The 14,596-nt window shown below is 61.1% G+C and carries 14 protein-coding genes; 5 read left to right on the plus strand and 9 right to left on the minus strand.

Annotation, left to right across the window (positions count from 1 at the left end):
- Positions 1–92: 92 nt before the first annotated feature.
- Together QMK55_RS21630 and QMK55_RS21635 are read left to right on the plus strand one after the other, a co-directional pair.
- Positions 93–305: a type II toxin-antitoxin system HicA family toxin gene (locus tag QMK55_RS21630; RefSeq protein ID WP_102355216.1), complete on the plus strand. Its 213-nt coding sequence runs from the start codon at positions 93–95 to the stop codon at positions 303–305.
- On the plus strand, positions 305–709 hold the full coding sequence (locus QMK55_RS21635; RefSeq protein WP_102355215.1) for a type II toxin-antitoxin system HicB family antitoxin: 405 nt from the start codon (positions 305–307) through the stop codon (positions 707–709). The genes QMK55_RS21630 and QMK55_RS21635 overlap by 1 nt, the downstream gene beginning before the upstream one ends.
- Positions 710–778: 69 nt before the next feature.
- Here QMK55_RS21635 and QMK55_RS21640 read toward each other — a convergent pair whose 3' ends face one another.
- Entirely contained in the window at positions 779–1,966 is a 1,188-nt protein-coding gene (locus QMK55_RS21640; protein WP_102355214.1) for an MFS transporter, read from the minus strand.
- Between the two features lie 243 nt (positions 1,967–2,209).
- On the opposite strand from QMK55_RS21640, the gene QMK55_RS21645 reads away from it, so the two are divergent.
- Entirely contained in the window at positions 2,210–2,830 is a 621-nt protein-coding gene (locus QMK55_RS21645) for a DUF5666 domain-containing protein (protein WP_320329934.1), read from the plus strand.
- 174 nt (positions 2,831–3,004) lie between these two features.
- Here the strand turns inward: QMK55_RS21645 and QMK55_RS21650 are convergent, their stop codons facing one another.
- The 8 genes from QMK55_RS21650 to gcl form a co-directional block, all read right to left on the minus strand.
- On the minus strand, positions 3,005–4,003 hold the full coding sequence (locus QMK55_RS21650) for a sulfate ABC transporter substrate-binding protein (protein ID WP_102355212.1): 999 nt from the start codon (positions 4,001–4,003) through the stop codon (positions 3,005–3,007).
- Between the two features lie 105 nt (positions 4,004–4,108).
- Positions 4,109–4,933, minus strand: a complete 825-nt coding sequence (locus tag QMK55_RS21655; protein WP_320329935.1) for an ion transporter — start codon at positions 4,931–4,933, stop codon at positions 4,109–4,111.
- Positions 4,934–4,954: 21 nt separating this feature from the next.
- Complete coding sequence (locus tag QMK55_RS21660; RefSeq protein WP_102355210.1) at positions 4,955–5,869, minus strand: urea transporter; 915 nt, start codon at positions 5,867–5,869, stop codon at positions 4,955–4,957.
- Between the two features lie 139 nt (positions 5,870–6,008).
- On the minus strand, positions 6,009–7,424 hold the full coding sequence (pyk, locus tag QMK55_RS21665) for a pyruvate kinase (protein ID WP_102355209.1): 1,416 nt from the start codon (positions 7,422–7,424) through the stop codon (positions 6,009–6,011).
- Entirely contained in the window at positions 7,421–8,695 is a 1,275-nt protein-coding gene (locus QMK55_RS21670; RefSeq protein ID WP_320329936.1) for a glycerate kinase, read from the minus strand. The genes pyk and QMK55_RS21670 overlap by 4 nt, the downstream gene beginning before the upstream one ends.
- A 162-nt stretch (positions 8,696–8,857) precedes the next feature.
- Positions 8,858–9,751 carry a 2-hydroxy-3-oxopropionate reductase gene (locus QMK55_RS21675; protein ID WP_320329937.1) on the minus strand — a complete coding sequence of 298 codons (894 nt, stop codon included), beginning with the start codon at positions 9,749–9,751 and terminating at the stop codon, positions 8,858–8,860.
- A gap of 154 nt (positions 9,752–9,905) precedes the next feature.
- A complete protein-coding gene (gene hyi, locus QMK55_RS21680; protein ID WP_025111893.1) occupies positions 9,906–10,688 on the minus strand; it encodes a hydroxypyruvate isomerase in 783 nt (260 codons plus the stop codon).
- Between the two features lie 138 nt (positions 10,689–10,826).
- The gene (gene gcl / locus QMK55_RS21685) at positions 10,827–12,602 is read right to left on the minus strand and encodes a glyoxylate carboligase (RefSeq protein ID WP_007919935.1); all 1,776 of its coding nucleotides are present in this window, start codon (positions 12,600–12,602) and stop codon (positions 10,827–10,829) included.
- Positions 12,603–12,871: 269 nt separating this feature from the next.
- On the opposite strand from gcl, the gene QMK55_RS21690 reads away from it, so the two are divergent.
- On the plus strand, positions 12,872–13,312 hold the full coding sequence (locus QMK55_RS21690) for a GlcG/HbpS family heme-binding protein (protein WP_102355205.1): 441 nt from the start codon (positions 12,872–12,874) through the stop codon (positions 13,310–13,312).
- Positions 13,313–13,411: 99 nt separating this feature from the next.
- Positions 13,412–14,482, plus strand: coding sequence for a hypothetical protein (locus tag QMK55_RS21695; protein WP_320329938.1), 1,071 nt, complete (start codon positions 13,412–13,414; stop codon positions 14,480–14,482).
- Positions 14,483–14,596 lie beyond the last annotated feature (114 nt).

The following is a 14,596-nucleotide window of genomic DNA, read 5'->3' on the forward strand; positions in this document are numbered from 1 at the left end:
TAAAACAACCGAACGTCGCTCTGCAGATTTCTGTGCTTGAGTAAAGATAACTCTGGAGTTACTTTTGTTGGGCCGAAGCAAGGAGGCGGTAGGTGCAAAGCAGGCTATTGATCAAGGAGCTGGAGGAGGCGGGCTGGACGCTGGATCGAGTGACCGGCAGCCACCATATCTTCACGCACCGACACAACCCGTACACGATTCCCGTTCCCCACCCGAAAAAGGATTTGCCGCTGGGGACGGTCAAAAGCATCAGGAGGCGTGCCGGGCTGTACAACCCGCCACCCAGCTACAAGGGAGATCCATAATGCAATATCCGATCTGTATCGAATGGGGTGACGAAGACACCGCCATCGGCATTCAGATACCCGACATTCCCGGCGCCGTCACGGCCGGGGATAGCTTCGAGGACGCCTACAACGCAGCCGTTGAAATCGCCCACATCATGCTGCAGGAGATGGCGGCGGACGGGGAATCGATTCCCATGCCGACGTCGGCAGCGGCTCATCGCAATAATCCGGAGTTTGCCGACATGGGCTGGGGCATGCTTGAGCTGGATATCTCGCCGTATATGGGCAAGACCGAGAAGGTCAACGTGACGTTGCCAGGCTATGTGATCCAGCGTATCGATCGATATGTGCGTGAGCACAATGTCAAAAGCCGCTCCTCCTTTCTGGCGGATGCGGCGATGGAAAAACTGGTCCGGTATTGAATGGCACCGCTCCCACAGGTTCAGTGGAGGACCTGTGGGAGCGAGCTTGCTCGCGAAGCTTTTGACGCCTTACGCCGTTGCCAATGAACCACGCTGGGAAGCACTCAAAAACCGCAACAACGCCAGCAGCGGGAACGCACTCCCCACAATCACGATCCACAACCAGCCGCCCTGCTCATACACCGCACTGGCGACCGACGAACCGAAGGCGCCGCCGATGAAGATGCTGGTCATGTACAGCGCATTCAGGCGACCACGGCTTTTGGCATCCAGCGAATAGACCGCGCGCTGACCGAGGACCATGTTCATCTGTACGCAGAAGTCGAGTACCACGCCGGTCACGGCCAGGCCGATCACGCTGTAGGCCGGGTGGATGAACGCTGGCAGGAAGCTCAGGCTCGCGAACAGCATGGCCAGCAGCGAAGCGATGCGGGTGTGGCCGGCGTCAGCCAGGCGTCCACTGATCGGCGCGGCGATGGCACCGATGGCGCCGACCAGGGCGAAGATCGCGATCTCGCTCTGCGACAGGCCATGGTTGCGCGCCAGTTCCAGCGGCACCGCCGTCCAGAACAGGCTGAACGTGGCGAACATGCAGCCTTGATAAAACGCCCGCTGACGCAGCACCGGTTGCTGGCGCAGCAGCGTCCACAACGAGCCGATCAGTTGGCCATACGTGGCGCTGTGATCCGGTTGACGCTTGGGCACGGTCAGCGCCAGCACCACGCTGATCGCTGCCATCAACGCCGCGGCAATCATGAACATCGCGCGCCAGCCGAAATGGTCAGCGACGACGCTCGACACCGGCCGCGCCAGCAGAATGCCCAGCAGCAGACCGCCCATGATCCCGCCGACCACCCGGCCACGGGATTCCTCCGGCGCCAGATGCGCGGCGAGGGGAATCAGGATCTGCACCGACACCGAACTGAAACCCACCAGCAATGAGATCAGCAGGAACACGTTGGGCTGACTGGTGAACGCCGCACCGAGCAGGCTGGCAATCGCCACCACGGTGGTAATGATCATCAACCGACGGTTTTCCAGCAGGTCGCCCAGCGGCACCAGAAAGAACAGGCCCAGCGCATAACCGATCTGCGTCAGCGAGACGATGAAGCTGGCCATGGTGTCGGAAAGACCAATGTCCGGGGCGATCAGGCCGATGATCGGCTGCGCGTAGTAGATGTTGGCGACGATGGCGCCGCAGCAGAAGGCGAACAGCAGCACCATGCCTCGGGTCATTGCGTGAGTTGTGGCGTTCATAAGGTTTCTCGATCCAGCGAAAGGGAATGCGGTGAGGCTAAGGGACGCACCGAGGCGGCGGTAGAAGCCTTGTATCGATAGCAGTTATTCCGTTGCGGAATGATTGGCTTCAGGCGTGGTGGCATCGATCGGCGAACCTTGCGTCCCTCCGGGGAGCGGTGATGATACATTCACTTACATCTTCTTCGATAGCGTGCTTATGTTTACTGCTGCGCTGTTTCTGTTCATCACCGGAGGATTGCCATGTTGCGTCAACTGCTGCGTCACACCACCACGATTGCCCTGATCGGCGTGCTCGGCGCCAGCGCGGTGCAGGCGGCCGATGCCCCCGGCACGCGGCTCGGCGTGCGCGGCGAGATCACCGGGGTCAGCGCCGACTCGTTGAAAGTGCACGTCAACAGTGGCGAGAACGTGGTCATCCAGTTGACCGCGGATACCAAGGTCCGCGCCGTCACGCTGGCCAATATCGAGGACATCAAACCCGGCAGCTACATCGGCTCGGCCGCCATGCCGCAGGAGGATGGCACGCTCAAGGCAATGGAAGTGCACGTATTCCCGCCGGAACTGGCCGGCAGCGGCGATGGCCATCGGCCGTTCGATCTGGCCAAGGGCAGCAGCATGACCAATGGCAGCGTCGGCGATCTGGTGGTCAGCAACGGCCGGGTGTTGACCGTCAACTACAAGAGCGGGCAGCAGAAGATTCTGGTGCCGGAGGACGTGCCGATCGTCAATCTGACGCCGGGGGATCGCAGCTTGCTCAAGGTCGGGGTGAAGATCGTTACCTTTGTGACGCAGGGGGCGGACGGCACGTTGACGGCGCAGTCCATCTCCGCCGGCAAGGATGGCGTCACCCCACCGATGTAACTGCCAAACACAACCCCCTGTAGGAGTGAGCCTGCTCGCGATAGCGTCTTATCATTCAGCACATGTGTGGCTGACAGACCCCTATCGCGAGCAGGCTCACTCCTACAAGGGATTTGCGCAGATCAATGAAAAAGGCGACCGCTGAGGGTCGCCTTTTTCATGGCTGCTTAAGCCTTACTGGCCGGTATAAATCTGATCAAAGATCCCGCCATCATTGAAGTGGGTCTTCTGCACCGAGCGCCAGTCACCGAAGGTCTTCTCGACCGACAGGAAATCGACTTTCGGGAAGCGGTCGGTGTATTTCGCCAGCACCGCCGGGTCCCGTGGGCGCAGGTAGTTGGCGGCGGCAATTTCCTGGCCTTCCGGCGACCACAGGTACTTCAGGTATTCATCGGCCGCAGCGCGGGTGCCTTTCTTGTCGACCACTTTGTCGACCACCGACACTGGTGGCTCTGCTTCGGCGGAGACGCTTGGGTAGATCACTTCGAACTGATCACGACCAAACTCGCGAGCGATCATTTCCGCTTCGTTCTCGAAGGTCACCAGCACGTCACCGATCTGGTTGGTCATGAACGTGGTGGTCGCGGCGCGGCCACCGGTATCGAGCACCGGCGCCTGTTTGAACAGTTTGCCGACGAACTCTTTGGCCTTGCTCTCGTCACCGCCGTTCTTCAGCACGTAGCCCCAGGCCGACAGGTAGGTGTAGCGACCGTTACCGGAGGTTTTCGGGTTCGGCACGATCACCTGCACGCCGTCCTTGAGCAGATCCGGCCAGTCTTTCAGGGCTTTCGGGTTGCCCTTGCGCACGATGAACACGGTGGCCGAAGTGAACGGCGCGCTGTTGTTCGGCAGGCGGGTGACCCAGTTTTCCGGGACCAGTTTGCCGTTGTCGGCGAGGGCGTTGATGTCGGTCGCCATGTTCATGGTGATGACGTCAGCCGGCAGGCCGTCGATCACCGAACGGGCCTGCTTGCTCGATCCACCGAAGGACATCTGCACCGTGATGTTTTCGTTGTGCTCGGCTTGCCAGTGCTTTTGGAACGCAGTGTTGTAGTCCTTGTAGAAATCGCGCATCACGTCGTAGGAGACGTTGAGCAGGGTCGGTGCGGCTTGAGCCACGCTGCCAAAGGCAAGACCGGCGGCGAGAAGTGAGGCGCCAAAGAGTTTTTTCACTGCGCATTCCTTGTTGTGTCGGTGATGGCGGTAGGGGGTGATACCGTTTTGCCAGCGACTATAGCCGGGCGCGCATAGTCGCTTAAAGATTAAAAAGCTCTGTGCTTATTCCATTTTCCTGAACAGGGCGTTGCCGCAACGGGAGCAGAACGACGCTTCGTGTTCATGGCTGTTTTTCGAACACACCGGGCACTCATGTTGCAACTGACCGCCACGCATGGCGGTGGCCAGTTCGGCGGTGAAAATCCCGGTCGGTACGGCGATGATCGAGTAACCGGTGACCATCACCAGCGACGAAATGATCTGGCCCAGAACAGTCTTGGGCACGATGTCGCCATAGCCCACCGTGGTCAGCGTAACGATAGCCCAATAGATGCCCTTGGGAATGCTGGTGAAGCCATGTTCCGGCCCTTCGACCACGTACATCAAGGTGCCGAACACCATCACCAGCGTGCAGACGCTGAGCAGGAACACGAGGATCTTCTGCTTGCTGCCGCGCAGGGCGTCCAGCAGGTAATGCGCCTGTTTCAGGTACGGCCCGAGCTTGAGTACCCGGAAGATCCGCAGCATGCGGATGATCCGGATGATCAGCAGGTACTGGGCGTCGCTGTAGTACAGCGCGAGGATGCCGGGCACGATCGCCAGCAGGTCCACCAGCCCGTAGAAACTGAAGGCGTAGCGCAACGGTTTCGGCGAGCAATACAGGCGCAGGATGTACTCGCCGAGAAAGATCACCGTGAAGCCCCATTCGATGTACGCCAGCACGTTGGCGTAGTTCTGATGGACTTCATCGATGCTGTCGAGGATCACCACCACCAGGCTTGCGAGGATGATCAGCAGCAGGGTGCTGTCGAAACGGCGGCCGGCCACCGTGTCGGTCTGGAAAATGATCACGTACAGGCGATTGCGCCACGTGTCGTTGCTGTTCATTCAAATCGCCCCGGCCATAAATCAGCGCAGCCTAGGTTGATTCTCCCCCTGAGCGCAAGGCGTGCCGTCGACGGCGGTTTTGCCGAGCATCTGGATGCCGGCGCGGATCAACCAGCAGGCGAGGATGAACGGCGCAGTCAGTGTCGCCAGACCGATGGCGGCGAACAGCGGCGTGACCAGCAGCGCGAGGACGATGCCCGGCAGCGGCAGCCACGGTTGCTGGCGTTGGCTGCTGAAGGCAAGGGCGGCGAGCACCGCGTTGTAGCTGCCCAGTCCTGAAAGCGCAGCGCTGGTTTCGTGGTGCAGCAGGCTGGAACCCAGGCCGATGGCCGAGGCCAGCAACGCCCAGCAAAAGGCGCGGCGATCAGCGATCAGCAAACCGATGGCGATCAACGCACCGGCCAGCGGATGACCGAGGAACATCACTTGGCCAAACCCTTTGAGTTCAGCGGCGAGCAGGTTCAGCGTGTTCATCTCGATGTGCGCCATCGGCGCCGACGGTTCGGCGAACAGCAGCAGGAGCCAGCTGATGACCACGAATGGCGAGGTGTAGGCCGGTATCGATCGGCTGCGGTACACATGTTTGAGCCACTGCTGGGTGACCATCGCGCTCAGGCCTCCGGCGGCCAGAATCAGCGGCGGCAACATCGGCGACCAGGGGAAATACAGGCTCAGCAACAAACCGAGCAGCACGCCGTTGTAGCTGAACAATCCGGCCTGGCGATCAGCCTTGGCGTAGTTGCGTCGTTGTGCGGTGAGCAATCCGGCGACGGCCCCGAGCAGCGCGCCGGCAAACAGCACCGGCGCGGTGAGCAGGATCGCCAGCAGGCACAGCAGGCCGCACAGCGGGTGGCGCTGGAGGAATATCTGACTGAAACCGTTGAGCAAAGCCTCGGCCCAGTCGGGGCAGTGGGTGTTGAAATGATTGGCAGGCATGTTGAGAAAATCTGGGCAGTTGATCGTTCCCACGCTCTGCGTGGGAATGCCTCAAAGGACGCTCTGCGTCTGCTCTTGGGACGCAGAGCGTCCCGGGCCGCATTCCTTTGCTGCGCGTGGGAACGATCATGGTGGGCGGTTAAATCAATGTTTCGATACGCAGCGAGTTGGTCGATCCCGGCTGGCCGAACGGCACACCGGCGGTGATCAGCAGCGTGTCGCCACGCTCGGCCATGCCTTGCGCCTGGGCGATTTCCAGCGCCGTCGAGCACACCTCATCGACCTGACGCAGGCGATCATTGACCACCGAGTGAATGCCCCACGCCACGCTCAAACGGCGTGCGGTCTGCAGGTTCGGCGTCAGGTTGAGGATCGGCGCTTTCGGCCGCTCCCGCGCTGCACGCAGGCTCGACGTTCCCGACTCGCTGTAGTTGACCAACACCGCGACCGGCAGCACGTTGCTGATGCGGCGGATCGCGCAGCTGATCGCATCGGAAACGGTCGCTTCAGCTTTCGGCCGGCTGACGTCGAGCTGGGTCTGGTAGTCCGGGCCGTTTTCCACCTGACGGATGATCTTGCTCATCATCTGCACCGCTTCGAGCGGGTATTCACCGGAGGCGGTTTCCGCCGACAACATCACCGCATCGGCGCCTTCGGCCACGGCGTTGGCCACATCGGTGACTTCCGCGCGGGTTGGCGCAGGGGAGAAACGCATCGATTCGAGCATCTGCGTCGCGACCACCACCGGTTTACCGAGTTCACGGCAGGTGGTGATGATGTTTTTCTGAATCTGCGGCACGCTTTCGGCCGGGACTTCCACGCCAAGGTCGCCGCGAGCCACCATGATCGCGTCGCTCAGTTCGGCGATTTCGCGCAGTTGTTCAACCGCCGACGGCTTCTCGATTTTCGCCATCAGGAAGGCTTTGTCGCCGATCAGTTCGCGGGCTTCGAGGATGTCTTGCGGACGTTGCACGAACGACAGCGCCACCCAGTCCACCCCCAGTTCCAGGCCGAAGCTCAGGTCGCGGCGATCCTTGGCCGTCAGCGGGCTCAGGTCGAGCACCGCTTGCGGCACGTTGACGCCTTTGCGGTCGGACAGTTCGCCGCCGGCGAGCACAGTGGTGTCGATCGCATCGGCGTACTTGGTGACCACACGCAGACGCAGTTTGCCGTCATCCAGCAGCAGATCCATACCCGCTTCCAGCGCAGCAATGATCTCTGGATGCGGCAGATTCACCCGGCGCTCGTCGCCCGGCGTGGCGTCCAGATCGAGACGGAAGGCCTGACCGCGATGCAGCTGCACCTTGCCGTCGGCGAACTTGCCGACGCGCAGTTTCGGCCCCTGCAAGTCCATCAGAATGCCCAGCGGATAGTTGAGCTGGCGCTCGACTTCGCGGATCCACTGATAGCGCTTGGCGTGGTCGGCATGATCGCCGTGGCTGAAGTTCAGGCGGAAGATGTTCACCCCGGCCTCGACCAGTTCACGGATGTCTTCGATGCCATCGACAGCAGGCCCGAGGGTGGCGAGGATTTTGACCTTTTTATCAGGCGTCATGATTTGGAGCTCTCAAGGATCAGAATGGCGCGGAAGTCGTTGACGTTGGTGCGGGTCGGCTCGGTGACGATCAGCGCGTCGAGCGCCTCGAAGTAGCCGTAACCGTTGTTGTTATCCAGCTCGTCGCTGGCGCTCAAACCGAGGGCGGCCGCGCGGGCGTAGCTGTCCGGGGTCATGATCGCGCCGGCGTTGTCTTCCGAGCCGTCGATGCCGTCGGTGTCACCGGCCAGGGCATAAACCCCGGGCTGGCCTTTGAGGCTGTCGGTGAGGCTCAAGAGGAATTCGGCGTTGCGCCCGCCACGGCCATTGCCGCGCACGGTCACAGTGGTTTCGCCGCCGGAGAGAATCACGCACGGCGCCGCCAGTGGCTGACCGTGATTGATGATCTGGCGGGCGATGCCGGCGTGGACTTTCGCCACTTCGCGGGACTCGCCTTCGAGGTCGCCAAGGATCAGCGTGCTGAAACCGGCCTGACGGCATTTCACCGCAGCGGCATCCAGCGACTGCTGAGGGCGGGCGATCAACTGGAAGTGGCTGCGCGCCAGGCTCGGATCACCGGGTTTGACGGTTTCCGACTCAGGGCTTTGCAGCCAGTTGCGCACCGAGGCCGGGACTTCGATGCCGTAGCGTTTGAGGATCGCCAACGCTTCGGCCGAAGTGCTCGGGTCGGCGACGGTCGGGCCGGAGGCGATGACCGTGGCGAGGTCGCCCGGTACATCGGAAATGGCGTAGGTGTAGACAGTGGCGGGCCAGCAGGCCTTGCCGAGGCGGCCGCCCTTGATCGCCGAGAGGTGCTTGCGCACGCAGTTCATCTCGCCGATGGTCGCGCCGGATTTGAGCAGGGCTTTGTTGATCGATTGCTTGTCGGCGAGGGTGATGCCTTCGGCCGGCAACGCCAGCAGGGCAGAGCCGCCACCGGAGAGCAGGAAAATCACGCGGTCGTCTTCGGTCAGGTTGCTGACCAGTTCCAGCACGCGTTTGGCCACGGCCAGGCCGGCAGCGTCCGGTACCGGGTGCGCGGCTTCGACCACTTCGATTTTTTCGCACGGGGCGCCGTGACCGTAACGGGTCACCACCAGGCCAGACACTTCACCTTGCCAGCTGCGCTCGACCACTTGCGCCATGGCCGCGGCGGCTTTGCCGGCGCCGATGACGATCACGCGACCGCTGCGATCGGCCGGCAGATGGGCTTCGAGGACTTGGTTCGGATGGGCCGCGTCGATGGCTGTGGCAAACAGCTCGCGCAGCAGTTGTTGCGGATCGACCGACATGGCGGGCTCCCAATCTTATTGTTCTTGGTTAATGCTGATGATCGTTCCCACGCGCAGCAAAGGAATGCCTCAATGGACGCTCTGCGTCCGCTTCGGCAGGGACGCGGAGCGTCCCGGGCTGCATTCCCACGCAGAGCGTGGGAACGAGCGACGGAGCAGGGCTTATTTTTTGTCGCGAATCGAGAAGTTGGCCATGTGTTCCAGACCCTTGATCAGCGCCGAGTGGTCCCAGTTGCTGCCACCGATCGCTGCGCAGGTGCTGAACACTTGCTGGGCGTTGGCGGTGTTCGGCAGGTTGATGTTCAGCTCCTTGGCGCCTTGCAGGGCCAGGTTCAGGTCCTTCTGGTGCAGGCTGATGCGGAAGCCTGGGTCGAAGGTGCCCTTGATCATGCGCTCGCCGTGCACTTCGAGGATCTTCGAGGAAGCGAAACCGCCCATCAGTGCTTCACGCACCTTGGCCGGATCAGCACCGTTTTTCGAAGCGAACAGCAGGGCTTCAGCGACGGCCTGAATGTTCAGGGCGACGATGATCTGATTCGCGACTTTGGCGGTTTGACCGTCGCCATTGCCACCGACCAGGGTGATGTTCTTGCCCATCGCCTGGAACAGCGGCAGTGCGCGTTCGAAGGCATCGGCGTCGCCACCGACCATGATGCTCAGGGTCGCGGCCTTGGCACCGACTTCACCGCCGGACACGGGCGCGTCGAGGTACTGCGCGCCTTTTTCGTTGATCTTCCTGGCGAAGGCCTTGGTGGCGGTTGGCGAGATCGAGCTCATGTCGATTACCACTTTGCCTTTGCCGATACCGGCGGCAACGCCATCAGCGCGGAACAGCACGTCGTCGACCTGCGGAGTATCCGGGACCATGACGATGATGAATTCAGCTTCCTGCGCGACTTCGCGCGGGTTGGCCAGCGCGACGGCGCCAGCGGCGATCAGGTCGGCCGGAGCGGCGTCGTGATGCGCCGACAGGAACAGGCTGTGACCGGCTTTCTGCAGGTTCGAAGCCATTGGGTGGCCCATGATGCCGGTGCCGATAAATCCGATTTTAGCCATGAGAAAATCCTCTTGTTTTTGTCTTGCTCAAGCGAAATAGGGGTGTTGTTCTGTGTAGGAGTGAGCCTGCTCGCGATAGCGGTGTGCCAGACAACATTGATGTTGAATGTGCTGGCCTCATCGCGAGCAGGCTCACTCCTACAGGGGATTTGTGTCAGATTGCGTTGTGGGTCTTCAGCCAGCCGAGGCCTGCTTCAGTGGTAGTCAGCGGCTTGTATTCGCAACCCACCCAGCCCTGATAACCGATGCGGTCGAGGTGTTCGAACAGGAAGCGGTAGTTGATTTCACCGGTGCCTGGTTCGTTGCGCCCCGGGTTGTCCGCGAGCTGCACGTGGTTGATCTCGCCCAGGTGCGATTGCAGGGTGCGGGCCAGATCGCCTTCCATGATTTGCATGTGATAGATGTCGTATTGCAGGAACAGGTTGGCGCTGCCGACCTGTTCGCGAATCGACAGGGCTTGCGCCGTGTTGTTCAGGTAGAAGCCCGGGATGTCACGGGTGTTGATCGCTTCCATCACCAGTTTGATGCCCGCCGCCTGCAGCTTGTCGGCGGCGTATTTGAGGTTGGCGACGAAGGTCTTTTCCACGGTGGCATCGTCCACGCCTTGCGGACGGATACCGGCCAGGCAGTTGACCTGGGTGTTGCCCAGCACTTGCGCGTAGGCAATCGCCAGATCGACCCCGGCGCGGAACTCTTCAACGCGGTCCGGCAGGCACGCGATACCGCGCTCGCCCTTGGCCCAGTCACCGGCCGGCAGGTTGAACAGCACTTGGGTCAGACCGTTGGCGTCGAGCTTGGCCTTGATTTCAGCGGAGCTGAAGTCGTACGGGAACAGGTATTCGACACCGCTGAAACCAGCCTTGGCGGCGGCGTCGAAACGGGCAAGGAAATCCTGTTCGGTGAACAGCATGGACAGGTTGGCTGCGAAACGCGGCATGGTGGTCTCCCGTTCTAGATTCTCGTTCCCACGCTCTGCGTGGGAATGCCTCAATGGACGCAGAGCGTCCGCTTTGGGACGCAGAGCGTCCCGGGCTGCATTCCCACGCAGAGCGTGGGAACGATCAGCGGTCAGCAGTTAGTCGAGCAGCGAAATCGCCGTTGGCGCGTCGTTGCCGACCAGCGCCAGGTCTTCGAATTCGTTGACGGCGTTGATCTCGGTACCCATGGAGATGTTGGTCACACGCTCCAGAATGATCTCGACGATCACCGGCACTTTGAATTCTTCGATCATCTGTTCGGCCTTGCGCAGGGCAGGGGCGATTTCCGAGGGTTCGAACACACGCAGTGCTTTACAGCCGAGGCCTTCGGCGACTGCGACGTGGTCAACACCGTAACCGTTGAGTTCCGGCGCGTTCAGGTTATCGAAGGACAGCTGCACGCAGTAGTCCATTTCGAACCCGCGCTGGGCCTGACGGATCAAGCCCAGGTACGAGTTGTTCACCACGACGTGGATGTACGGCAGTTTGAACTGAGCGCCGACCGCCAGTTCCTCGATCATGAACTGGAAGTCATAGTCCCCCGACAGGGCCACGACTTTCCGGCTCGGATCGGCCTTGACCACGCCCAGCGCGGCCGGAATGGTCCAGCCCAACGGGCCGGCCTGACCGCAGTTGATCCAGTGACGCGGCTTGTAAACGTGCAGGAACTGCGCGCCGGCAATCTGCGACAGACCGATGGTGCTGACGTAGCAGGTGTCTTTGCCGAACACCTGGTTCATTTCTTCGTAAACGCGCTGCGGCTTGACCGGCACGTTGTCGAAGTGGGTCTTGCGATGCAGGCTGGCTTTGCGCTGCTGGCAATCCTGCAGCCAGGCACTGCGGTTTTTCAGCTTGCCGGCGGCTTGCCATTCACGAGCCACTTCGATGAATACGGTCAGCGCGGCAGCGGCGTCGGAAACGATGCCCAGATCCGGCGTGAACACGCGGCCGATCTGCGTGCCTTCGATGTCGACGTGAATGAACTTGCGACCTTCGGTGTAGACGTCGACCGAACCGGTGTGACGGTTGGCCCAACGGTTACCGATACCCAATACCACGTCGGATTTCAGCATCGTGGCGTTGCCGTAACGGTGCGACGTCTGCAGACCGACCATGCCAACCATCAGCGGGTGATCGTCCGGGATGGTGCCCCAGCCCATCAGGGTCGGGATAACCGGAATACCGGTCAGCTCGGCGAACTCCACCAGCAGATCGCTGGCATCGGCGTTGATGATGCCGCCACCGGCTACCAGCAATGGACGCTCAGCCTGATCCAGCAAAGCCAGAGCCTTCTCGACCTGCACGCGGGTCGCGGTCGGCTTGGCCAATGGCAGCGGCTGATAAGCGTCGATGTCGAATTCGATTTCGGCCATCTGCACATCGAACGGCAGGTCGATCAGCACTGGGCCTGGACGGCCGGAGCGCATTTCAAAGAACGCTTTCTGGAACGCATAAGGCACCTGGCCCGGCTCCAGAACAGTGGTCGCCCACTTGGTAACTGGCTTGACGATGCTGGTGATGTCGACCGCCTGGAAGTCTTCCTTGTGCATACGGGCGCGGGGTGCCTGGCCGGTAATGCAGAGGATTGGAATCGAGTCGGCCGAGGCGCTGTAGAGTCCGGTGACCATGTCGGTACCGGCCGGGCCGGACGTACCGATGCACACGCCGATGTTGCCGGCCTTGGTACGGGTGTAACCCTCGGCCATGTGCGAGGCGCCTTCGACGTGGCGAGCGAGGACGTGATCGATGCCACCGACTTTCTGCAAGGCGGAGTACAGCGGGTTGATCGCGGCGCCCGGGATGCCAAAAGCGGTATCAACCCCTTCACGGCGCATCACCAGAACGGCGGCTTCGATTGCTCTCATTTTGCTCATGGTTTTGTGCCTCTTTACGTTTTGTAATTGTATACAAGTGGCTTTGCGCAGAGTGTATTCACGGCGGATGGCGCAGGTCAATCCATTTTCTCAAGCGCCTGTTTCATTCGTCGGAAGCCAGGTTCTGCTGTGGCTTTTCGTCGCATAGGGCGCTTTTCGAGAATTATTGTATACAAAAAAATAGTTCATTGTGTTCTATTTGTGGTATCGAGCTGCGGCACAAACGCGCAGCTCCACGACTTTCCCAATAACAAAATGAGGACGGCACCATGAGCGCTTTAACCTTGAAAGTCGCAGTCAACCTGGTCAACGAAGCCATCAGTGCGGGGCGCGGCATCAACGCCGCGCCGCTGACCATCGCGGTACTCGATACCGGCGGCCACCTGATCACCCTGCAACGCGAAGACGGCGCCAGCCTGCTGCGCCCGAGCATCGCCATCGGCAAGGCCTGGGGCGCTATCGCCCTGGGCAAGGGCTCACGCCTGCTGGCGCTGGACGCGCAACAACGCCCGGCCTTCATCGCCGCGCTCAACAGCATGGGCCAGGGCAGCGTCGTCCCGGCCCCGGGCGGGGTGTTGATCCGCGATCAGGCGGGCAACGTGCTGGGGGCTATCGGCATCAGCGGCGATCTGTCGGATATTGATGAGCAGGTGGCGATCAAAGCGGTGGAGGCGCTGGAGCTGCGCGCGGATGCGGGGGTGGCGGCCTGACAGAAAACAGGCCAGTACGACTGATGGCTTGATGATGACGAAGAGGGGCGGGGTCTATAGACTGCCGCCCCTCTCGTTTATGTATCAAGGAAGATCTGCGTGAAGACGCTATTCGCCATCACCCTGGCCTCGGCCATGACCCTCTGCACCCCCCTCCTGCATGCGACGGAAACACCCGACGCCGAAGAAATCGCGTTCCAGGCCTTGAGCCCGGTGGTCTCAGCCTTAATCAACGCGGACGATGTACAGGAACTGATGGATCGCGGCGAGAAGCTCGAATCGAGCGATACGTTGCAGGCCATTGCGGTGTATCTGGCCGCCACTCGAGAAGACCCGACACAATTGCAGGCGCCTTATCAGGTGGCGGCGCTGTTCGCTCGCCGTGGCGATGACAAACTGGCCGAGCGCTTTCTGCGCGAGGCCGATGATCGCGGTTTGTGGTTCGGCCCATTGCTCGCGGGCGACGAAGATTTTGCTGATCTGCACGATTCCGGCACTTTCAAAACCGTGTTGGCCAATGCTCAGGAACGCTACAAGAAGATTGCCCCGGGCAAGGTCGGCGCGATTTCGGTGCTCAACCCATCGGCGAACATTCCGGCACCCAAAGCCTGTCGTCCGGTGGTGGTCTGGCTGCACGGTTATGGCATCAACGGCGAGCTGGATGAGAGCTACCAGCCGCTGGCCGACACCGGGGCAATCATCCTGGGGATCAACGGCACCGAAATGCTCAACTCGGTCCACAGTTTCCGCTGGATCGGCCCCGGCTTCGAAGGCACTCATCAAACGGTGCAGAAGGGCCTCAATGCCTTGGAAGCCCGGCAATGCATCGATCGCAAGCGTGTGTTCCTGATGGGCTTCTCGCAAGGTTCGCAACATGCCGGCGCCTTGTTGGCGCAACACCCGGACGATTACGCCGGTGCGTTGCTGCTGTCACCCGGTGGCATGCAACCGACGCCCACCGAAAGCAAGGCGCGCGGCAAGCGAGTGTTTGTCATCAATGGCGAGAAAGAAGGACCGGGCAATCAGCAGATGAGCGCCGACTTCCGCAAATTGTTCAGCGACGGCAACGAGGTCAAATCGCGTACTCACGAGGGCGGGCACTTTTTCCCTGATGACTGGAGTACTTCGTTCCCGCAGGCATTGCGCTGGTTGATGGGGGATGGGGTTTGAAGGCTAAAGGTTCTGGCTTTGCCTGTGTCCTCGTCAGCGGGGGTCAATTGAATTTGCGCTGACGGATTAACCGTCATCGCGAGCAGGCTCACTCCTACAAAGGGAGTGGCTGGA

It is taken from the genome of Pseudomonas sp. P8_229, assembly GCF_034008635.1.
In the GTDB taxonomy this organism is placed as follows: domain Bacteria; phylum Pseudomonadota; class Gammaproteobacteria; order Pseudomonadales; family Pseudomonadaceae; genus Aquipseudomonas.